General features: G+C 69.6%; 24 protein-coding genes and 1 tRNA gene. 16 read left to right on the forward strand and 9 right to left on the reverse strand.

All coding sequences use genetic code 11. The annotated features are described in order from the left end of the window. Positions 1 to 30 precede the first annotated feature (30 nt). The 7 genes from ACN4JJ_RS05090 to ACN4JJ_RS05120 all read left to right on the forward strand — a co-directional run bounded on the left by ACN4JJ_RS05090 (position 31) and on the right by ACN4JJ_RS05120 (position 4,775). Complete coding sequence (locus tag ACN4JJ_RS05090) at positions 31 to 510, forward strand: hypothetical protein (protein ID WP_440708831.1); 480 nt, start codon at positions 31 to 33, stop codon at positions 508 to 510. Next, positions 510 to 2,030 (forward strand): sialate O-acetylesterase, encoded by a 1,521-nt coding sequence (locus ACN4JJ_RS05095; protein WP_440708832.1) that lies wholly within the window; start codon positions 510 to 512, stop codon positions 2,028 to 2,030. The genes ACN4JJ_RS05090 and ACN4JJ_RS05095 overlap by 1 nt, the downstream gene beginning before the upstream one ends. Positions 2,031 to 2,043: 13 nt before the next feature. Further along, complete coding sequence (locus tag ACN4JJ_RS05100) at positions 2,044 to 2,943, forward strand: hypothetical protein (RefSeq protein WP_440708833.1); 900 nt, start codon at positions 2,044 to 2,046, stop codon at positions 2,941 to 2,943. Between the two features lie 65 nt (positions 2,944 to 3,008). Beyond that, positions 3,009 to 3,770, forward strand: coding sequence for a M15 family metallopeptidase domain-containing protein (locus tag ACN4JJ_RS05105; protein WP_440708834.1), 762 nt, complete (start codon positions 3,009 to 3,011; stop codon positions 3,768 to 3,770). Between the two features lie 26 nt (positions 3,771 to 3,796). Beyond that, complete coding sequence (locus ACN4JJ_RS05110) at positions 3,797 to 4,219, forward strand: hypothetical protein (RefSeq protein ID WP_440708835.1); 423 nt, start codon at positions 3,797 to 3,799, stop codon at positions 4,217 to 4,219. A 3-nt stretch (positions 4,220 to 4,222) separates the two neighbouring features. Continuing rightward, entirely contained in the window at positions 4,223 to 4,528 is a 306-nt protein-coding gene (locus ACN4JJ_RS05115; protein WP_440708836.1) for a hypothetical protein, read from the forward strand. A gap of 7 nt (positions 4,529 to 4,535) precedes the next feature. Beyond that, positions 4,536 to 4,775 (forward strand): hypothetical protein, encoded by a 240-nt coding sequence (locus ACN4JJ_RS05120; RefSeq protein WP_440708837.1) that lies wholly within the window; start codon positions 4,536 to 4,538, stop codon positions 4,773 to 4,775. A gap of 356 nt (positions 4,776 to 5,131) precedes the next feature. Here the strand turns inward: ACN4JJ_RS05120 and ACN4JJ_RS05125 are convergent. Next, positions 5,132 to 5,205, reverse strand: a tRNA-Arg gene (locus ACN4JJ_RS05125). 120 nt (positions 5,206 to 5,325) lie between these two features. Between ACN4JJ_RS05125 and ACN4JJ_RS05130 the strand changes: the two genes are divergently transcribed. Beyond that, positions 5,326 to 8,439: a DEAD/DEAH box helicase gene (locus tag ACN4JJ_RS05130; RefSeq protein ID WP_440708838.1), complete on the forward strand. Its 3,114-nt coding sequence runs from the start codon at positions 5,326 to 5,328 to the stop codon at positions 8,437 to 8,439. A gap of 81 nt (positions 8,440 to 8,520) precedes the next feature. Here ACN4JJ_RS05130 and ACN4JJ_RS05135 read toward each other — a convergent pair whose 3' ends face one another. The 3 genes from ACN4JJ_RS05135 to ACN4JJ_RS05145 all read right to left on the reverse strand — a co-directional run bounded on the left by ACN4JJ_RS05135 (position 8,521) and on the right by ACN4JJ_RS05145 (position 10,488). Continuing rightward, entirely contained in the window at positions 8,521 to 9,063 is a 543-nt protein-coding gene (locus ACN4JJ_RS05135; protein WP_440708839.1) for a flavin reductase family protein, read from the reverse strand. 18 nt (positions 9,064 to 9,081) lie between these two features. Next, positions 9,082 to 9,630: an NADPH-dependent FMN reductase gene (locus ACN4JJ_RS05140; protein WP_440708840.1), complete on the reverse strand. Its 549-nt coding sequence runs from the start codon at positions 9,628 to 9,630 to the stop codon at positions 9,082 to 9,084. 315 nt (positions 9,631 to 9,945) lie between these two features. Continuing rightward, entirely contained in the window at positions 9,946 to 10,488 is a 543-nt protein-coding gene (locus ACN4JJ_RS05145) for a GNAT family N-acetyltransferase (protein WP_440708841.1), read from the reverse strand. Positions 10,489 to 10,561: 73 nt separating this feature from the next. Here ACN4JJ_RS05145 and ACN4JJ_RS05150 point away from each other — a divergent pair, with 73 nt between their 5' ends. Continuing rightward, on the forward strand, positions 10,562 to 11,119 hold the full coding sequence (locus tag ACN4JJ_RS05150; protein ID WP_440708842.1) for a helix-turn-helix domain-containing protein: 558 nt from the start codon (positions 10,562 to 10,564) through the stop codon (positions 11,117 to 11,119). A gap of 37 nt (positions 11,120 to 11,156) precedes the next feature. On the opposite strand, the gene ACN4JJ_RS05155 is transcribed toward ACN4JJ_RS05150, so the two are convergent. Further along, complete coding sequence (locus ACN4JJ_RS05155) at positions 11,157 to 11,570, reverse strand: winged helix-turn-helix transcriptional regulator (protein WP_440708843.1); 414 nt, start codon at positions 11,568 to 11,570, stop codon at positions 11,157 to 11,159. Between the two features lie 80 nt (positions 11,571 to 11,650). Between ACN4JJ_RS05155 and ACN4JJ_RS05160 the strand changes: the two genes are divergently transcribed. After that, a complete protein-coding gene (locus ACN4JJ_RS05160) occupies positions 11,651 to 12,535 on the forward strand; it encodes an NAD(P)H-binding protein (RefSeq protein ID WP_440708844.1) in 885 nt (294 codons plus the stop codon). Positions 12,536 to 12,592: 57 nt separating this feature from the next. Continuing rightward, entirely contained in the window at positions 12,593 to 12,976 is a 384-nt protein-coding gene (locus ACN4JJ_RS05165; RefSeq protein ID WP_440708845.1) for a cupin domain-containing protein, read from the forward strand. A gap of 87 nt (positions 12,977 to 13,063) precedes the next feature. On the opposite strand, the gene ACN4JJ_RS05170 is transcribed toward ACN4JJ_RS05165, so the two are convergent. Both ACN4JJ_RS05170 and ACN4JJ_RS05175 read right to left on the reverse strand, forming a co-directional pair. Beyond that, a complete protein-coding gene (locus tag ACN4JJ_RS05170; RefSeq protein WP_440708846.1) occupies positions 13,064 to 14,713 on the reverse strand; it encodes a hypothetical protein in 1,650 nt (549 codons plus the stop codon). Then, positions 14,710 to 15,339, reverse strand: coding sequence for an ABC transporter ATP-binding protein (locus ACN4JJ_RS05175; RefSeq protein WP_440708847.1), 630 nt, complete (start codon positions 15,337 to 15,339; stop codon positions 14,710 to 14,712). Before ACN4JJ_RS05175 ends, ACN4JJ_RS05170 begins: the two co-directional genes overlap by 4 nt. 67 nt (positions 15,340 to 15,406) lie before the next feature. Here ACN4JJ_RS05175 and ACN4JJ_RS05180 point away from each other — a divergent pair, with 67 nt between their 5' ends. After that, positions 15,407 to 15,601 carry a hypothetical protein gene (locus ACN4JJ_RS05180; protein WP_440708848.1) on the forward strand — a complete coding sequence of 65 codons (195 nt, stop codon included), beginning with the start codon at positions 15,407 to 15,409 and terminating at the stop codon, positions 15,599 to 15,601. A 52-nt stretch (positions 15,602 to 15,653) separates the two neighbouring features. Here ACN4JJ_RS05180 and ACN4JJ_RS05185 read toward each other — a convergent pair whose 3' ends face one another. Beyond that, a complete protein-coding gene (locus tag ACN4JJ_RS05185; protein WP_440708849.1) occupies positions 15,654 to 16,352 on the reverse strand; it encodes a DUF4166 domain-containing protein in 699 nt (232 codons plus the stop codon). After that, the gene (locus ACN4JJ_RS05190; protein ID WP_440708850.1) at positions 16,349 to 16,927 is read right to left on the reverse strand and encodes an SRPBCC family protein; all 579 of its coding nucleotides are present in this window, start codon (positions 16,925 to 16,927) and stop codon (positions 16,349 to 16,351) included. The genes ACN4JJ_RS05185 and ACN4JJ_RS05190 overlap by 4 nt, the downstream gene beginning before the upstream one ends. A gap of 127 nt (positions 16,928 to 17,054) precedes the next feature. Here ACN4JJ_RS05190 and ACN4JJ_RS05195 point away from each other — a divergent pair, with 127 nt between their 5' ends. From ACN4JJ_RS05195 to ACN4JJ_RS05210, 4 genes are all read left to right on the forward strand, one after another. Beyond that, positions 17,055 to 17,738 carry a helix-turn-helix domain-containing protein gene (locus tag ACN4JJ_RS05195; protein WP_440708851.1) on the forward strand — a complete coding sequence of 228 codons (684 nt, stop codon included), beginning with the start codon at positions 17,055 to 17,057 and terminating at the stop codon, positions 17,736 to 17,738. Further along, entirely contained in the window at positions 17,735 to 19,168 is a 1,434-nt protein-coding gene (locus ACN4JJ_RS05200; RefSeq protein ID WP_440708852.1) for an MFS transporter, read from the forward strand. Before ACN4JJ_RS05195 ends, ACN4JJ_RS05200 begins: the two co-directional genes overlap by 4 nt. After that, positions 19,165 to 19,419 (forward strand): DUF6199 family natural product biosynthesis protein, encoded by a 255-nt coding sequence (locus ACN4JJ_RS05205; RefSeq protein ID WP_440708853.1) that lies wholly within the window; start codon positions 19,165 to 19,167, stop codon positions 19,417 to 19,419. The genes ACN4JJ_RS05200 and ACN4JJ_RS05205 overlap by 4 nt, the downstream gene beginning before the upstream one ends. A 230-nt stretch (positions 19,420 to 19,649) precedes the next feature. Beyond that, positions 19,650 to 20,231, forward strand: coding sequence for a hypothetical protein (locus tag ACN4JJ_RS05210; RefSeq protein WP_440708854.1), 582 nt, complete (start codon positions 19,650 to 19,652; stop codon positions 20,229 to 20,231). The last annotated feature ends 8 nt before the right edge of the window (positions 20,232 to 20,239 follow it).

A 20,239-nucleotide genomic window follows, 5' to 3' on the forward strand; every position in this document is an offset into this window, starting at 1 on the left:
GCCCTATTTAAAACCCCTCACGGAGGCCCCATGCCCACAGTCACCGGCTCATGGAAGGACCTCGGGCTTCAAGTCGTAGATAGCATCTACGCCCCCCGCCTCGCCTTCCGGCTTTCCTCAGCAGCCATCTCCCCGGCAGGGGTGATCATGTTCACCACCCCGAAGTACGTCACGCCAAACCCGACAACGGGAGCGTTCTCTGTAGTCCTCACACGCACAGACAACCTCCGGCCGGGCGACCCAACTCTCTCCGACGTGTGGATCAACGTCTACGCGGACTGGCTCGAGGACTCCTCTGACCCCAACTCTGGGTTCAGTCAGTTCATCGCCAAGATGCGCGTCTACAACACCGACGCCGTGATCACTGACCTCATCCAGGCGCCCGGTACACCGGCGCTTCTGTACGTGGGAACAACGCCGCCTCCAAACGCCACTCCAACCCAACGGTGGATCGACACATCCCCCATCGCCCAGGGCGGCAAGCCCCTTATCAAGAGAGCGATTGCCTGATGGTCACTTGGATCACCGAAAGCGAACTTTCGATCGCGGATGACATCACTACCGCGGGTGCCATCAACGCTGATGGTTCGCTCAGCCGCACAGCGGTCGAGACACGGGTGGATGCGCGCCTAGCGGGCTCGGCAACTGTGGTGGCAGCCGCGGCCGCTGCCGCTACCACCGCCACGGCAGCTGCCGTGCCTCCTGCCGTGAACGCTGCCATCACCCAGGCCGGCGTACCGATCACTGTTGGCGGTTCTGGTGGTGCGGTGTTGTATGACGCCGAGCTCGGTCTCACCTTCGGGGATGGCACCGGGACCTGGCTGCTGTCCCGCGCTGACGGAGGCGTGCCCCGCTACATCGCAGAGAACCTGATCGGCGTCGTGGTTCTCGACTCGCCCGTGTGGGCGTGGGCCCTCTACTACCAGGACTCCGGCACCGTACTGATGGGCGTCATGAAGGACGGCACCCGGTTTGGGTTCGGGACGGCGAGCCCCCGCCAGGCGCGGTTCTTCGCAATCGGCGGCCAGTCCAACGCGGTCGGCAAGGCAGACGAGGCCAACATTTACCTCGACCCGCCGAACTCGCGCGTGTTCATGGCCGACGCGACGGGCAAGATTGTGCCCGCCGCGGACCCGATCATCTCGGCCGACTCCGTGGCGCGCAAGGGGTTCGTGTTCGAGTTCGGCCGGCTGATGGCGGAGAAGTACCCGAACGACGACATCATCCTCTGCCTCTACGCCCTCGGCGGCACCGGCTTCTATCACCCTGACGCCACCCCGGCGCAGCGGTGGAACCCGACCGCTGGCGGGAACCTGTACAACGGGTGGCTGAACAAAATCGGCCTCACTCTCGTGCAGGCCGCCGCGAAGTACCAGTCCGTTGTTATCGACGGCATCCTGTGGCACCAGCTCGAGGCGGACCGCTCGCACCCGTACGCGGAGATCGTCGCGATGCTCGACCCGCTGGTAGACGGTGTGCGCGGCTACCTCGGAGACCAGACCATCCCGTTCATTGCCGGGCAGCCTGCCCGCGAGTACATCGACACGTGGACTGAGAAGACCGGAAACACGGCTCTGATCGACCTTCCGCGACGAAAGACCCGCACCGCGTTCGCGCCCTCCGAGTACGGGTGGGTGGGGCCTGACGGCATTCACTTCAACCGGGCCGGCTACGACCGTCTCGCGCGCTCCTACGTGGCCGCGTACTCGCGGGCCATCCGCAACGTGACCGGGCAGTCCCCGGAGCAGGTGCTTCGCCTCGGCGCGCGCCGGGTCGGCGCCAACGTGCTCGTGTCCTGGGAGGCGCCGATTGGTCGGGTGGAGTCGTACTCCATCGACTGGAACCCGTCCGCGACCGCGACCGACGCTACGTCCGGATGGGTGACCACAGGTGTCACTCAGATCACGGCCCTCGATGTCGCAGCAACCATCACTGCCCCGGTTGCTTCGCCTGTTGGCGGGGCGATCACCGTGCGGGTGCGGGCCGTCAACGCGGCCGGCACGTCCCTCTCCAACACCTACGTCGTCTGAGAAAGGACGCACAATGCCCAGCTTCATGCCCGTTCCCGGCTCCCAGCCCGCGGGGGCGCTGCTCCCGTCTGTCGGGTACTCTCTCGACTCCGTGACGAGCCTCTTCGCGGCGTTCGCCCCTCACCGGCTTCGCAAGGGGTACGCCGGCAAAGCGATGAAGGTCCGGAACTCCTCCGGCGCTCTGCTAGATATTGGGTTCACCACCAATGGCGAGCTCGACCAGACGGCGCTCCTGGCGCACTGCGGGTCCGGCGATGGATCGGTGAACGTCTGGTACGACCAGTCCGGGAACGCTCAGGACATCAGCGACGACACAATTGCTGCGTCACTGTCGATCACGGATGGGTCGATTCAGCCGCGCATCGTTACCGCAGGCGCGGTGGAGAAGATCAACGGCCGACCCGCCGTCCGTTTCCGCGGAACCGATATCCTTCAGCGCGCATCCGTCGCCTTCCCCACGGCCGCATCGGGTGTGCTCTTGCAGCAGCCCGTTGCAGACGCCGGAACCTCCGACCTCTACGTGGTGTCCTGGGGTCACGCCTCGACGCCGCACTACGACCCGTTCCGTCACAACCCGGCGAACCAGTCGCAGCAGTTCAACTACTCCCCGTCCACCGGTTCGGTGACTCTCGTGACCGTTGCTGGCGCCGCCCTCGCTGGGGTTCCTGCTGTGCAGTCGTTCCGCGACGACGGGTCGAGCGTGAAGATCTCCAACAAGGGCGTCCAGATCGGGTCCGGCACCATCACCCGCGCCGGTACCGCCCCGAACCGCCTTCAGATCGGCGGTCACTACACGACGACCATCACCCGAGGACACCTCGGGCTCGTGGGAGCCGTCGTGCTGACCAACAACGACCAGGCGCTCACTAACGTGATCGCTGATCTCATGCTGCGCTCCGGGCTGCTGACCTAGGCAGCACCCCCACCCATCACCTGGCTCGCCATTCGGCGGGCCTTTCGTCGTTCTAGGGAGAACTTATGGGCTCGTACCCCAACGGCCGCGCGCCGTCCCCGCCGCTGGTCGAGATCTTCGGCTGCATCGCCATGCCCGACATGGCCCAGCGCGTCTACGCCACCAAGCGAGACTTCGAGCTCGAGACGCCCGCGAAGCTGATCGTCAACGAGATCTACCGCACCTACGAGCGGCAGATCGAAGAGAAGCAGCGTTGGACCGATCTCGGCCAGCCAGGCAACGCAGCAACGCCGGGCGGCTCCAAGCACGGAGACGACGAGGTGGGCGCCGTTGACTGGGCTTGCCCGGATGCGTGGATACCGGCCCGCCGCAACATCGCGCTCCGCTACGGCCTCCACCACGACATCGCCAACGAGTCGTGGCACGCCACCAACTGGGGCGACGAGACGCACCCGCTCCCGTCCCTCGAAGAGGCGCTGAACAACGGCGCACCCACCCCGATCACCCTCGCAATGCTGGAAGAGAGAGAATTCATGACCATCGCCGAAGACCTGAAGAAGTTCATCGCCCGTGAGGTCGGCCGCGGGGCCGGCGTCCTCTACTGGGACAAGGAGCAGAGCAAGGTGTACCTCGTGTCACCGCGCTTCGCGAAGCACATCGTGGATGAGGCGCGTATCAACGTTGCCCTCCGCGACACCGGCACCATCGACGAGATGGCGATCTCCTCGACCACCGAGGAGATGGTGATCACCTTCTCCAACAACGGCATTGGCGTGACTGCGGCCGACCTCCGCGCGGCCAAGCCTGGCGCCGAGTGGCGCAGCTGACCCTCTCAACCCTGAGAGGGGACGGCATGAACCTGCCACAAATCAACGGAGGGCGCGGCGTCGCCCTCCTAGTAGGCGGCGCGTACTGCTTTGTGCGCGGCATCGCCTACACGCCCCTCGGCGGCCCCCCAGGCGAACTCCCCGGGGGGCTCGCCCTCATCTCCTCCTTCGCCTCCATCGAGGTCTGGGCGGGCATCTGGATCATCGTCGGCATCGGCTGCATCCTGCGAGCATTCTCGAAAGCCGACGCGCTCGCCTGGGGCATGCTCACCGGCATGATGACCGCCTGGGGTGCCGCCTACACGATCGGATGGTTCTTCGACATCGCCGCAGGCGAACCCTCCCGCCAATGGCTCAGCGCATCCACATACCTGCTCCCGGCAGTCATCATCATGATCCTCTCCGCACGCACCCGCAGCCGAGGGAAGCCGACCGAGCCTCAGGAGTAGCCCATGCAGGACTGGCTCCCCCTCCTCGTACCACTGATCGTCTCAGTGATCGGCGGTTCTGCCGCGTACATCACCACCAAGATCAACAAGCGGGGAACGCAAGAGAACACCTTCATCGACCAACTACAGGAACAACAGGCCCGTTCCGACGCGAAAATCGAAGCGCTCGAGAAGAAAGTAGACGACCGAGACGCTGCCGCCCGCAAACGCGAACGCATCCGCGACGACTACATATACGAGCTCCGCGACCACATCGACATGCGCAAACCCCCGCCCCCTCCCCCATGGCCGGAAGGCCTCACCCGATAGGAGCACCATGACCAGCACCCCACCCAACCTCGGCAACGTCATCCCGAGCGGCATCATCCGCCAGACCATATATGGCGTCTATGCCGGTTCCGCCGTTGTCGTCGGTGGTATCGCCGCCTACTTCCTCGGCATCGGCTCCGTCATCCCCGAGGGTGTCACTGGCGCACAGGCAGTCATCGCCTACCTCGCCATCCCCATCGGCGGCCTCGCTCTCGCGAACACCGGCTCGAGCGCCCGCCACGCCTGACCCTCTAAGGGTCACGCAAAACTACTGAAAAACCAACGCCCCGTCTGAGACTTACTGAGTCTTGGGCGGGGCGGTTTCGTCGTTCGTGCGTGCCTTCGCGACCATGCGGAGCACGAACTTCTCAAGCTCCGGATCGGTGTATTGATCACGAATCGCCGACCTGACGCCTGCCCGGATTACGAATGCAAGCACCGCCAACCCGATGACGAACAGAACGATGGAAAGAACAACCCCACCAGCATCCACAACATTTCCCCTGACTGTCGAGGGTGAAAGCCTATCGAATGCTCTCGAGATGCTATAGCGCTTGCAACGCTGGCGGGTCCTATTTCGGGTCCACCTGTTCTTTTGTCCTGTGCGCCCTAAGGGATTCGAACCCCTGGCCTTCTGATCCGTAGTCAGACGCTCTATCCAGCTGAGCTAAGGGCGCATCATGCGGATCACATCACCGCACGAGTATCAGAGCCTAGCATGTGGTTTCGGGTCGTCCAAGTCGGCGGCGTCGCGGGGGCGATGCCGCAGTGTCGGAGCCGGATGAGACGATGGGGACATGCCCCCTTCCCGCCCCTCCGCCGAACGCGGCTGGCGCGCGATCGTGGGGGTTCCCGCGCGCGCCGAAGCCGAAGCGGGCTCGGCGAGCACCTCCATGGGGCTGCAGTTCGAGGTGCGTGAACTCGCTCCACGCACCCACGACCGCTGGCGGGGGCCGACCTCGGTGACCGCCGTCGATCGAGCCGACGCCGACGAATCCGGCGAGCCCGACACCGCCGACCGGCTCGACCACTCCGGCAACACCGCCGAGCGGCCGGCCCGCCGGCTCGCCGTGCGGCCGGTCATCCGCGCTTCGACCGGCGCCTTCGTGAAGGCCAACGTCACCTGGGGCTCGTTCACGCACCAGGTGAACCGCCTCAACCTCGACCCCGAGCACCATCGCTGGTTCGCCCAGTTCGCCGCGCTGCACCGTGCCGGCCGCCCCACCACCGCGGCACCCGAGACCGACTGGCTCACGCTCGACGAGTTCACCAGCCCCCTTCTCTGGCCCCTGCTGTCCGAGGCCGCGCGCATCGGCATCGAGCTCACCTCCTCGGCACGCGGCGGATCGGTCGCGGTGGCGGCGAGCGCCGCCGTCACGCTCGACGCGCAACGGGCGCGCGGCGGTGCGCTCACGATCACGCCCTTGGTCGCCTTCACGGCGGAAGCGCCGGCGGGCACGGGCACGGGCACAAACACGGGTGAGCCTCCGGCGACGGATGCGACGGCCTCCCCCGCCTGGCCCGCTCACGATGCTGGCGCCATCGGCACCCACGGCGTGTACGCCTACCGCCTCGGCACCGGCGCCGGCACCGGCAAGGGCACGAAGGCCCACGGCGGCGCCATCGTGCTCGCCCCGGTACAGCATCCGCTCTCCCCCGAGCAACAGCACCTGCTCGGCTCCCCCGCCACCACCGTGCCCCGCGACGAGACCGAGCAGTTCTTCCACGAGTACTACCCCACGCTGCGCCGCGGCGTCGAGATCACGAGCGCCGACGCCTCGGTGGAGCTGCCCGACGTGCCGCCGCCCACCCTCTCGCTCACCGCGCGCTTCCGCGCCGACGACGTGCTGCACCTCGACTGGGACTGGCTCGGCCACCGCGACCCCGACGCCGAGCGCCGCATCCTGGGCGAGGTCGCCGCCGAACTCGACGCGGTGCTCACGCGGTTCCCGCCCACGGTCGATCCGCTGGCCCCCGGCACCGTGCTGCGCGGCATCGACGCGGCCGCCTTCGCCGAGAAGGCCCTCCCGATGCTCGAGGCCTCGCCCGACGTGCGCGTCGAGGTGATCGGCCCGAAGCCCGCCTACCGCGAGCTCACCGGGCATCCCGACATCACGATCACCACCGTCGAGACCCTCAAACGGGACTGGTTCGACCTCGGATTCGTGATCAACATCAACGGCTACCGCGTTCCGTTCGGCCCCCTGTTCAAGGCCCTGGCGCAGGGCCGCAAGAAGCTGTTGATGGTCGACAAGACCTACCTCTCGCTCGACCACCCCGCCTTCGACCGCCTGCGCGAGCTGCTGGAGGAGGCCGGCACGCTCGACGAGTGGGAGACGGGGCCGCGCATCTCGCGCCACCAGGTGAGCCTCTGGGCCGACTTCGACGACCTCGCCGACCAGAGCGTCGAGGCCGAGAGCTGGCGCGAGGCGGTCCGCGGCCTCCGCGACCGGCAACTCGAGGGAGTAGAGGGCGGCACGGTGCCACCGGTCCCCCTCCCCGACGGCGTCGACGCCACCCTCCGCCCGTACCAGAAGTCCGGTTTCGACTGGCTCGCCCTGCTCTGGCAGCACCGGCTCGGCGGTGTGCTGGCCGACGACATGGGCCTCGGCAAGACCCTGCAGACCCTCGCCCTGTTCACCCACGCCCGGAACTCCGGCGAGACGCGCCCCTTCCTCGTGGTGGCTCCCACGTCGGTCGTCGCCAACTGGGCCGACGAAGGTGCCCGCTTCACGCCGGGGCTGCGGATGCGCACGGTCACCGCCACCCAGGCCAAGGGCCGCAGCACGAGCGCTGGATCACTCGCCGAACTCGCCCGGGGAGCGGATGTGGTGGTCACCAGCTACGCCCTCTTCCGGCTCGACGCCGAGGCCTACCAGAGCATCCGCTGGGCCGGCCTGGTGCTCGACGAGGCCCAGTTCGTGAAGAACCACACCTCGCGCCTGCACGCCTGCGCGCGCGAGCTCGACGTCGACTTCCGGCTGGCCATCACGGGCACCCCGCTGGAGAACACGCTGATGGAACTGTGGGCGCTGTTCGACATCGTGGCGCCCGGCCTCTTTCCGAGCGCCCGGCGTTTCGCCGAGCAGTACCAGCGGCCGATCGAGCGCGGGCTCGACCCGAGCCTGCTGCCCCGGCTGCGGCGTCGCATCCATCCCTTCCTGCTGCGCCGCACGAAGGAGGCGGTGGCGCCCGAACTGCCCGAGAAGCAGGAACAGGTGCTGCAGGTCGAGCTCGCCCCGGCGCACCGGCACCTCTACGACACCGTGCTGCAGCGCGAGCGGCAGAAGCTCTTCGGCCTGATCGAAGACCTCGACCGCAACCGGTTCATCGTGTTCCGGTCACTCACCCTGCTGCGCATGCTGAGCCTGGACGCGACGCTCATCGACGAGGCGCACGAGAACATCCCGTCGTCGAAGCTCGACGTGCTGGTCGAGCACCTCGAGGAGGTCGTGGCCGAGGGTCACCGCTCGCTCGTGTTCAGTCAGTTCACGAGCTACCTGGCCCTGGTGGCCGCCCGGCTCGACGCCGAGGGCATCGCGTACGAGTACCTCGACGGATCCACCCGCCGGCGTCCCGAGGTGATCGAGCGGTTCAAGGCGGGCGAGGCCCCGGTGTTCCTGATCAGCCTCAAGGCCGGCGGGTTCGGGCTCACCCTCACCGAGGCCGACTACGTCTACCTGCTCGACCCGTGGTGGAACCCGGCGAGCGAGGCGCAGGCGATCGACCGCACGCACCGGATCGGCCAGACGCGTCCGGTGAACGTCTACCGGCTGGTCGCCACGAACACCATCGAGGAGAAGGTCATGCAGCTCAAGGAGCACAAGGCCCGGCTCTTCGACGCGGTCTTCGACGACGCCGCCTTCGCCCGCGCGTTCACGGCCGACGACATCCGCGCCCTCCTCGCCTGACGAGGGCACGGATGCGGCGCCCCAGGATGCGGCGCCCCAGGATGCGTCGCCGCAGAAAGCCCCGCCGCAGGAGGCCCCGCCTCAGGAGGCGAGGTCGCGCAGGTGGCGGTACTTGCCCTTGAAGTAGAGCAGCGGCTCCTCCTTGTGCCAGGAGGCGGGGCTCATCTCGTTGACCTTGCCGATGACGATGTAGTGGTCGCCGGCCTCGTGCTCGGCCCAGATGTCGCAGTCCAGCCACATCAGGGTGCCGTCGATCACCGGGTTGCCCGCGGCCGTCGGCGTCCAGTCGATGCCGGCCCACTTGTCCGTTCCCTTGCGGGCGAACTGGTTGGAGATGGAGTCCTGGTCGTGCGCGAGCACGTTCACCACGAACTTCCCCGTCTCGCGAACGCGCGGGTAGGTGGTGGAGTTGGTCATCACCGAGAACGACACCAGCGGCGGCTCGGTCGAGACCGAGTAGAACGACTGGCAGGTGAACCCGATCGGGCCCTCCTCGTCGATGCCGCTGATGATGGTGATCCCGGATGCGTAGTGCCCCAGCGTGTCGCGGAAGACCCGGGGGTCGAACGCGGGGCCCGTGGCGATGTCGGGTGATCCGGATGCGGACGGCGTTTCGATTGTCATCTTCAGCTCCTATTGCGGTTATGCAACCGGCGAGGCGGCGAGCGCAGGGCGGGTGGAGGCGGCGACGGCGGCCAGGCGGCCGAGGTTCGCGCCGTACTCCTGGGCGGCGGACTCCACGATCTCCTCGAGGTGGTCCATCTGCCCGGCGACGAAGTAGAACCCGCGGCCGGGAACGACCGCACCGAGCTCGACGAGCAGCGGTGCGAGGTTCACGGTGGGTCCCATCGAGTGGGTGAGGTCGGCCCCGGTCAGCACCGGGATGGCCGTCACCCCCGCGAGCCCGTTGGCCGGGTAGCGGTCCAGGAACGCCTTGAGCAGGCCGGTGTAGGTCGCCTTGTAGGTGGGCGAGGCGAACACGGCCAGGTCGCTGTCGGCGACCCGGGCGTTCAGGGCCGCCATCTGCTCCGAGGGCCAGGCGAAGATCTCGGCCGTGTGCTCGGCCAGATCGATCACCTCGAGCTCGTAGGAGCCCTCGGCCAGCAGCTTCTCCACGAGGGTTTCAGCCACCTTGAGGGTGCGGGACCTGGGCTTGGGATTGCCCACGACGATCGTCACTTTGAGTGCCATACTGCTTCTCACTTCATACCGGTTGTCAGGAAATGAGGGATGGCGGGGAATCACCCGGAACGGCCGTGCGCACGCAGGCCAGGGCGGAGACTCCGACATCTCTCACACACCACCGAGATTTTGTGGCCCGGTGGGCCCGCAACGGCTTACGTTGCCCCACCAGTATCGCGCTGTCGCGTTTCGGGCGTATTACAGCGGGTCATTTTTCTTCACGGAAGAAGGATGTTGCGTCGTCCGGACTCTTCGGGCTTTCCGGGTTCCCCGGGCTCTCCGGGTTCACCGGACTCCCCGGGGCTCGTCGCTGCGGCTCGCCCGTCAGCGAGTGCGCACCGGCGGGGCGAGCGGGTCGGCGCCCGGGTGCCCCAGGTCGCGCTGCAGCCAGGCCACGTCGAGCCAGCGCCCGTCCTTCCAGCCCACGGCGCGGTAGAGTCCCGCGTCGGTGAAACCGAAGGCGCGGTGGAGCCCGAGACTGGCGTCGTTCGGGAGGGTGACGCCGGCGAACGCCCGGCGGAGGCCGCGCTCGACGAGGCGGTCGAGAAGGGCGCCGTAGAGCATCCGCCCCACCCCGTGCCCACGAGCCGTGGGGGCGAGGTAGATGCTCGTCTCGCACGACCAGTCGTAGGCGGCACGCCCGTTGAAGCGGTGGGCGTAGGCGTAGCCGAGCACTCCGCCATCGCTCTCGGCCACCAGCCACGCGTGCTTCTGCTGCGCGTCGGCGATGCGCTCCGCCATCTGGGTGGCGCTCGGCCGCACCGTCTCGAAGGTGATGACCGACCCGTCGACGTACGGGCCGTAGACCTCGGCGCAGGCAGCGGCGTCGTCGGCGCCGGCCGAGCGGATGAGCAAGGAGGACATCATGCGCCGATAGTAGCGCAATAGCCACTATGATGACACCCATGATGGAGACGACTCGGACGGCGGATGCGACACCATGACGGATGCACTCACCCTCTCCCTCGCGGAATCGCTGCAGTCGATCCGGCTCGCGCGCGGGCTCACGGTCAGCGCCCTCTCCGCGGCCTCCGGCGTCTCCCGCGCCATGATCGCGAAGATCGAGCAGGGCGAGGCGCAACCGACCGCGGCGCTCCTGGCCCGGCTCGCCGGCGCACTCGACGTCACCCTCTCGGAGCTGATCGCGCGAGCGGAGGAGCGCACCGAGCGGGTCGCCCGGGCCGCCGCGCAGCCGGTGTGGATCGACCCCGCGACCGGTTACCGACGCCGTGCGATCTCGCCTCCCGCGGGGGTCGAGCTGCAGCTGATCGAGGTCGAGCTGCCGCCGGGGGCGCGGGTGCCGATGCCGGTCGAGAGCTATCTGGCGATCGATCAGCAGATCTGGGTGTTGTCGGGCATGCTGCGCTTCACCGAGGGGACGGAGGTGCACGAGCTCGCCGAGGGCGACTGTCTTCAGCTCGGCGCACCGCAGCCGTGCGAGTTCGCCAACCCCACGGGCGAGCCGTGCCGCTATCTCGTCGCCCTCCGGAGGCGCTGAGCGAGCAGCGGGCATCGATGCCCCGGCGGCGGCAGCGTCAGCGGATGGGGTGTCCGGGGTTCGCGGAGTCGTAGTCCTGCCGCGCTGCAGCGATCACGGGCCGATGCTCTATCGACCAGTCGGCCAGCGCCTTCACGAGGTGGGTCAGACTGCGGCCCGATTCGGTCAGCGCGTAGGACACCTGCGGCGGGACCGTCGGGTACACGGTGCGCTCCACGAGGCCATCTCGTTCCAGCCGGCGGAGGGTGAGGGTGAGCATCCGTTGAGAGATGCCGTCGATCGCCCGCTGGAGCTCGCGGAATCGCCGGGTGCCGGAGGCGAGTTCGACCACGACGAGCACCGACCACTTGTCGCCCACCCGGTCGAGCACGTCGCGGATGCCGCAATCCGGATGCTCGGCCTTTCCGCACGACTCGAGGCCTGCGGTTACTTCCGTGTGCGTGAGTGACATGAGAGTGCCTTCTTGTGACGGTCGGGGCTGGCAGAACAGGATCAGCCTAGTTACCGAACAGAACCACGAAAGGCGATCAGTTGATCCTCGTCACCGGCAGCACCGGCCAGCTCGGCCACGGCATCCTGACCCATCTCCGCGAGCGCGGCGCCTCCGCCACGGGCAGCAGCCGCAGCGGCGCCGAGGCGTCCCGCGTGCTCGACTTCGACCGGCCCGTGACCCTCTCGCTGGAGGGCGTCGACACCCTGGTGCTCGTGTCCGCCGGCGAGGCGGAGGACGACGTGGTGATCGGCCGCCACGAGGCGGTGATCGCGGCGGCCGAGCGCGACGGGGTCGCTCATGTGGTCTACACCAGCCTGGCGGGCGAGGGCGATCATCTGGCGTTCGCGCTGGCGCACCGGTGGACGGAGCGGCGGCTGCGGCGGAGCGCGGTGTCGTGGACGATCCTCCGGAACGGGTTGTACGCCGAGCTGTTCGGCTCGCTCCTGCAATGGTCGGGGTCGCAGCTGACCTCGGCGTTCGGCGAGGGAGCCCTGGCCGCAGTGACGCGGGACGACCTCGCCGAGGCCGCCGCCGTGGTCGCGACGGCACCGCGCGCGCACGCCGGGCGCACCTACGAGCTCGTCGGCACCCCGATCACGGCCCGCCAGGTCGCCGCGCGAGTTGGAGTGTCGCCGGTCGACATCCCGCTGCACGAGCGACGCACGCAGCTGGATCACGCGGGGCTGAAGCCCTTCCAGCCGGCCATGCTGATGTCGATCCACACCGCGGTGCGGCACGGATTCCTCTCCCGCACCGGCGAGGACCTCGCCCGGCTGCTGGGTCGTCAACCCGCCGACTCGCTCGGCGTCGCGGGGGCGGCGGTACGCGCATCCGCCCCGCAGGGAGTCTTCGACCGGACCCCCGACGGATGCTCGAACAGGACCACGGCCGAGCGCTTGCACGGGTGCCTCGTCGGCGGGTGAATCGGGCGGGCCCGCGCCGATTGGCCGCCTGCGCCTCCGGTGGGCGACGATGGTGTCATGAGCGCTCTTCACGGGATCGACGTCGCGGCCGAACTCCGACAGGTCGAGGCGCACTGGACTCCGCGCGTGGTCGGGCGGGTGAACGACCAGTACGTCAAGGTCGCGAAACTGCTGGGCGAACTGGTCTGGCACGCCCACGACGCCGAGGACGAGATGTTCCTCGTCGTCTCGGGCCGGCTCCGCATCCAGCTCCCCGACGACGAGGAGGTCGTGCTGACGCCGGGACAGTTCTACGTCGTGCCCCGCGGGACGCAGCACAACCCGATCGCCGACGAGGAGGTGGAGATCGTGTTGATCGAGACGGTGACGACCGCCCACACGGGCGACGTCATCGTCGAGGGGACCGTACCGGTCGAGCGCCAGCTCGGCTCCTTCCGCTGACCGGAGCCTCGAGCAGCGGGGTGCGGGGCTGCGGTCGCCGACGGATCGCCTTCGGGCGGGGCGCCCGTGCGACGGGCGGCCCGGCTCTCAGCGCCGGTGGCGCCAGCGGTGGATCCCGGCGCCCACGATGACCACGGCGACACCCGTGGCGAGGAGCGGCGCCGTCGGCGCCAGCGCAGCGGCCGTTCCGGCGAGGCCCGCGAGGATGACCCCGTCCAGTGCCCACGCCAGACGCACGGCGGCCATCGGGTCGCCCATCGCGGTCGGAAGGGGAGTGAGCAGCACGGGTGGGAGCGGGCCTTTCAGCGCGGTGCCGATGCGGTTCGCCACCGCGAGGGTCACGAGCACGAGAGCGCTCGCCGCCGCGGAGCCGGGCAAGGCGCCGGTGACGAGCCCGATCACGGCGATCACGACGGCGATGACGATCAGGGCAACGGCGAGCGGGAAGAGAGCGTGCTGGGCGAGCAGCCGTTCGTCGCTGATGCCGTACAGGGGGAAGTCGGCGGCGACGCTCGCGGCGTGCCGGATGCCGTCGGTGAGCGGGCCGAGGGCGGCGAAGGCGACGATCCCGGCGGCCGCCCCGAGCATCCAGCCCGGAGCCGCGGGGGCAGCGGCGACCGCGACGAGCACGGCGGCGAGGGCGAGCGCCAGGACTCCGGCGATGAACCGGCCGGGTGTCCGCAGCGCTCCGACGGCATCGCGCACGAGGAACGTCCGAGCGAGACCCGCCCCGGGCCGGACGGATCGGGCGGCACGGTCGGGACTGGCGGCACGGACGGGACTGGCGGCACGGACGGATCGGGTGGCACGGACGGGCCCGACGGCCTGGAGGCGACGGCCCACCTGCGGGTGCGCCTGATAGGTGCGGGCGGCGGCGTCGAAGTCCATCCCGGTCGCGAGCGACGTCGCCGAACTCCACCGCGAGGCCTGCGCGACGAGCTCGGTGACGTCGATCCGGTTCATCAGCGACGGCACGGCCGCGACGAGCGCGATCGCCAGGGCCGTCAGGGCGACCAGGGCCACGGATGCGACGGGCACCACGGATGCGACGGGAACGGATGCGACGGGAACGGATGCGACGGGCACGATCGGCGCGGCGGCGATACCGTGCAGAGGGTACGCGAGCCCGACCCACCCCCACGGCGTGACCGCCCGCAGCGAGGGCGACGCGACCGTCGCCGCCCCGAGCACGGCCACCACGAGTGCGATGAGCACCGAGGCGCGCGGCACCGCCTGGCCCGCCAGCCAGCCCACCGTCGTGACGACGCCGACGACCAGCCCGACCGCGGCGAAGGCGACGGCCCCGGGCGCCTGCGTCAGCCCGGCGCTCACGAGACTCGCGCCGACGAGTCCCGCCACGCTCGCACAGACCGCCGCCACCACGGCTCCGGAACGCAGGAATGGCCGGCGGAAGGCCTCGGCGACCGGGACGTCGCTCGTCGCGAGCGCGTGGGCGAGGAACGGGGGCCGGAGCGCCGGTCCGCGTTCCCGGCCGAGAAGCAAGGCACCCGCCCACAGGCAGACCGTCACCACGATCGCGACCGTCGGCGCCGGGGCCGCGGAGAGGACGGCGACACCCTCCGCGCTCGACGCACTCAGCCACACGGCTCGGCCCACCGGGGCGATCGCGACCAGCGCGATCATCAGCCCCAGGTAGACGACGAAAGGGCGGTCCCCGCGCGTCCCGGCCGCGCGGGAGTTCCAGATGGCGATCGCCGCCCGCACCCGGGTGCTCACGCCGCCCCCTGCAGCTCGAGCGTGCGATCGGCCACCGCATCGGCGAGCACCGTGCTGTGGGTGGCCAGCACCACGGTCGCGCCCGCATCGCGGCGTGCGCGAAGCACACGGGCCACCATCGCGAGGTGGTCGGGATCGAGACGCTGCTCCGGCTCGTCGAGCAGGAGCACGTCGAAGGGCCGCGCGAGCACCAGGGCGAGACCGAAGAGCTGCGTCTGCCCCGACGAGAGTTCGTGCGGGAAGCGATCGGCCAGCGCGTCCAGCCCCAGCTCGCCGAGCAGCGCGCGTTCGGACACCGGCCGTTCGCCTTCACCCGGGGTCCAGGTCGCCGCGACCAGCCTGACGTGCTCCAGAACCGTCAGGTCGGGAGCCGTCGGCGGCAGTCCGATCATCGCGGCCACCCGTCGCCGGAACCGGCGGTCCCGGCTGTCGACGATCTCGCCGCCGATCCGCGCCGTACCGTGCGACGGCTTCCGGGCACCGGCCAGCACGCGCAGCAGCGTCGACTTGCCCGTGCCGTTCCGGCCCCGCACGGCCAGCACCTCGCCTGCCCGGAGCGTCACGGAGACAGGATGCAGGAGCGTCACCTCGGCGGAGACGACGTCCACCCGCTCGACCTCGATCATCGTTCCATCCTCTCAAGTCCCGCGTTGAGACTGGAAGTCCCGGCGGCCCGCGGGTTAGCGTCTACAGATGTATTACAACGACTGGACCACCATTCCGTACACCGTTCTCATGATCGCCCTCCTCCTCGGCACCGTGGTGTTGCTGGTCCTCCTGGGCCGACTGATGGTGGTGGCGACCAAGGCCTTGCAGAGCTACCGGCGCGTGCAAGAACTCCGGATCGACCTGCTCATCGCCGACGGCACCGACGACCAGAAGCTCTGACTCCCCTCCCCTCCCCGAACCTCGGCCCGGCGAGTCGCCCCGGCATCCCGTCTCAGAGGCGCTTCTCGTGGTGGACGGGCTTGAGCCGGGCGGGCGCATCGGTGGCCGGCGGGAAGTCGCAGGTGAACCAGCCTTCGTAGCCGAACAGGAAACCGAGCAGCCGGTTGCGCACCTCGAGCGCGACGTGGAACTGGCCCCGCTCCTCGTCCCAGCTCTCGTGCAACTCTGCCGAGCCGGAGAACACCAGCGGGAAGCGGAAGCCGAACGGCCCCTCGTAGAAGCGCTGCTCGGTGGAGCGCAGCACCAGCCCGCCGCGCTCGTCCACGTCGAGATCGAGGTCGACGGCGAGGTGCTGGTGGGTGCCCAGGTAGTCGACGACGGTGCCGCGCCGAGCATCCAGCACCATCGTCGCGTCGAAGCGGGCCGGGCGGCGGCGCACCCGGTACTCGCGCACGAAGGTGATCGTCTCGCGCCCGAACGGGTCGAGGTAGGGGTAGTTCTCGATGGTGAACGGCACCTGGTTCCCCGTGTCGGCGACGAGGATGTGGCGCAGCCGCCCGATCAGCAGGAACGGCACCGTCCACCAAGGCCCGCGCCGGATGCTCTGCATCGTGCCGTGCCCCACGCACGCGTAGCCGGCCTCGAGCGAGACGCCGAAGCGGCGCTGCAGCATCGGGTGCAGCCGGGCGAAGCGCTCCTCGCCCAGCGCGGTCCGGAAGATGGACGCCGTGCGCACGTCGGGCGCGCTCACGACAGCTCTCCGAGCGTCGCCGGTGCACCGGCCATCGCTCCGCCGCGGGGCGGGCGGATGCGGCACCGGGCCGCGCGCGGCCGCTCGGCCCGCCACCAGGCCGGCACGCTCCGAAGCCCCCACCGCTCGGGCGGCGTGCCCGTCTCCGCCCAGATGCGCAGCCGGTCGAAGCTCCACGCGGTCATCCACCGCACGATCGGACGCAGCAGCAGATCGGGCAGTCGGCCGAAGCCCGGGACGTAGTCGTAACCGGTGATGAAGCGCACCCCGTCCGGCGTGGGCACGTACCGCCAGTAGCCTCGTCCGCTGCGCAGGGGCGACAGCCGGTCGTCGGTCTCGAAGGAGAGGGCGGAGGTGCGGGTCCCGTCGGGCCGGCTGCGCTCACCCAACGACACACCGCTGCCGTGGATGCGGTGAAACGGCAGCGAGCGCTCGTACCGGAACCGCATCCGGCCCCGAGCATCCGTGCCCGTGGGGATGATGGCGCTGAACCGCAGATCCCAGCGGGGGTGCAGCGAGGGGTCTTGCGTGAGCCGCCAGACCGTCTCGAGGTCGGCTCGGATGACGGTCTCCACGTACAGCGCCCGCCCCGCCCTCACACCCACCCCATGGGGCCATTATCTCTGCACGGTCGGCACCGGGCCTGATCGCGAACGCACAACACTTATTGCGCAATGTTCGTTGTGCACATATCCTGAGGTCATGGCCGCCGACGAGACCACCCGCTCCACGCTCACGACCGCCGCCTCCATGCGGGTGCTCGCCCACCCGACGAGGCTGCGGCTGCTCGGCCTGCTCCGGGAGCGCGGCCCGCAGACGGCGGCGCTGCTCGGCGATGTGGTGGACGAGGCCCCGGGCACCATCAGCTATCACCTGGGCAAGTTGGCCTCCATCGACCTGATCGAGCCCGCGGATGCGCAGAGCAGCGACCAGCGCGAGCGATGGTGGAAGGCGACGGCCGAGCTGACCAGTTGGGAGCCCGCCGAGCTCTTGGCCGACCCTGCACAGCTCGCCGCGTCATCCGTTCTGCAGAAATCGATCGCCCAGGCCTACGCCGCCCGCTACAGCGACTACATCGACGCGATGCCCGAACTCCCGGTGGAATGGGTCGCCGCGGGGGCGAGCGGCGATCGGATGCTGCGCCTCACGGTCGCCGAGCTGGCGCAGATGCGTTCCGAGCTCGAGGAGCTCGTGGGCCGCTGGGTCGAGACCAGCGCACGTCACGACGGCGCCGGCCAGGATGACGCCGGATTGGACGACGCCGGGCAGGCCGACTCCGATCCCGGCCACGGCGCCGGGCAGGGCACCACGGGCACCACGGGCACCACACGGCACGACCTCGCCGAGCGCGTGGCCGTCGTCTACCAGGCCTACCGCCGGCCATGACCCGGCCGACGGCATCCGAGCCCCAGTCCTCGCCCACCGCCCCGCCGCGGGATCGCCGCGCGCTCGGCTCCCTCTCGGCTCTCCTGACCGCCCACGCCATCTCGCAGACCGGCAACGTCGTCACGGCCTTCGCCATCCCCTTCTACGTTCTCGGCCTCGGCGGTTCGGCCGTGGAGGTGGGCATCGCCGCGTTCTTCGCAACCGCGCCGATCATCATCGGCGGCGCGTTCGGCGGCGTGCTGGTGGACAGGGTGGGCCATCGCCGCGCCGCCATCACCGCCGACATCATCAGCGGCATCACCGTGCTGGCCATCCCGGTGCTCGCCCTCAGCGTGGGACTGCCGTTCTGGGCGCTCCTGCTGCTCGTGTTCGCGAGCGGCCTGCTCGACACCCCGGGCCAGACCGCCCGGCGCGTGATGCTGCCGGAACTCACCGCCCGCGCGGGCGTGCGGCTGGAACAGAGCGTGGGCCTGCTCGACGGCTCGGAACGGCTGGCCAAGCTGATCGGCGCCTCGATCGCGGGGCTGCTCGTGGCCCTGATCGGTCCGATGGCCGCCCTCTTCGTCAACGCGGCCACCTTCGCCGTCTCGGCGCTGGTGACCTGGCTCTTCGTGTCGGCCGCATCCGTTCGCCCGCCCGTCGCGACACCGGATGCCGGTGCGGATGGGGCACCGGATGCGGGCGAGCCGCGCTCCTCCTACTGGGCCGAGCTGCGCGCCGGTCTGCGCTTCGTCGTCCGCGATCCGCTGATGCGCCTGATCGTCGGCCTGGTGCTGATCACCAATCTCTTCGATGCCGCCCGCGGCTCGACCCTGCTCCCGCTCTACGCGCACGACCGCCTCGGCGGGGCGGCGGCGCTCGGCGTGCTGGTCGCCGTGATGGGCGGATGCGCGCTGGCCGGGAACATCGCCTTCGGGTTCGTCGCGCATCGGCTGCCTCGACGGATCACCTTCGTGCTGTGCTTCGCCCTCGCGGGCGGTGCCGCCAACACCGCGTTCGCGTTCGGCGCCCCGTTCCCGGTACTGGTGGCGGTGACGGCCCTGTCGGGCCTCGCGTCGGGCGCCCTCAACCCCATCCTCGGCACCGTCGAGCTGGAGCGCGTACCCGCCCCGATGCGCGGCCGCGTCTTCGGGCTGATCAATGCCGGCGCCTGGGCCGGCGTGCCCTTCGGGGCGCTGCTCGGAGGCATCGGCGCCGAAGCCTTCGGGCTGCCCACGACCTTCGCGCTCATCGCGATCCTGTACACCCTCGTGACGCTCACGCCCCTGACCGGCGGTTCCTGGCGGCTGATGGAGCGCACGCCGCCTGGGGAGTCACGCTCGGAACGCGAACTCGGACGTGAACCCGGAACGCGAGCCCGGCGAGTGAACCCGGAACGCGAATCCGGCGCGCGAGGCGGCACCGATCGGCCGGATAGGCTCCAGGGGTGACACCGGCGATCGAAGCTCTGACGCGACCGTACAATCCCGCGCTTCTGGTCGTCCTCGGAGCGGGCCTCCTCGCCGCCGGTCTGCTGACGCTGATCTTCCCGCGCTTCTTCACGCGGCTCAGGGCACGGCAGTGGCGCGGCGCCGTGCGCCCGACGGAGTTCGACGGCCTGCTCGCTCGCATGGCATCCGTCTGCCTCCTCGTCGCCGGTGCGATCTGCCTGCTCGTGGTGCTGGTGCGAGCCGCCACCTGAGCGACGGCGACCGCGGGCCTGCGGGCGAGGATGCCGCCCGAGAGCCCGGCGAGTCGCACGTCCGGATCCATCCGTCGGAACGCGACTCTCCCCGGCCCCTACAGTGGACGAGTGCGGACGGATAGGCGTAGAGAGGTGACGGCTGCGGTACTCGCCTGGGCACTGACTGCAGCCGGATTCAGCCTGTGGTCGTACGGATGGTTCCACTGGTCGACCCTGAGGCGCCCTGAGTGAGGGGGATGCAGCGCGCCTCGGGAGCCGTGTCGATCGCTATTCTCGCGCTGGCCGCAGCCGGCTGCACCACCGGATATCACGGGTACGACAGCGGGATCGACGGATGGTTCTGGGACCGGATCGCGTTGCACAAAGACCCGCTGTCGCAGAGCATCTACGGGCCCCTGGATGCGACGATCGCGATCAAGCACCGCCTGGCACCGGATCTCTACCCGCCTGCCGTGTCCGATGCCACCGAATACATGGCCGGAGTGGTGGGAACGCGATGGGATGGCTCGGTGAGGTCGATTCCGGGTCTCGGACTCGTCGACGGCGGCGCGATCCTCTACGACGTCGCCACGACACCGTCGGTTGCGAGCTTCTCGGTCTTCATCACCTCGGGCGCTCGTCCGGGAGGTGTCGGGCGGGAGCATCCAGGCCCCAGCGAGGTGTACACGTGCTACTCGGTCGAGGTCGTGTTCGACGGAGCATCCGAACCGCACGCGGCACGGACCGCTCTGGCGGAGTGCCCGTCGCCCCTCGTCGACGATCTCACGGAGGACGCCGCGTTCGCGAGCGTCGAGGTCTTCGACGGCTGACTGGCCTA

Origin of the sequence: Herbiconiux dendrobii (assembly GCF_052048175.1) — a bacterium.
Lineage (GTDB): Bacteria > Actinomycetota > Actinomycetes > Actinomycetales > Microbacteriaceae > Herbiconiux.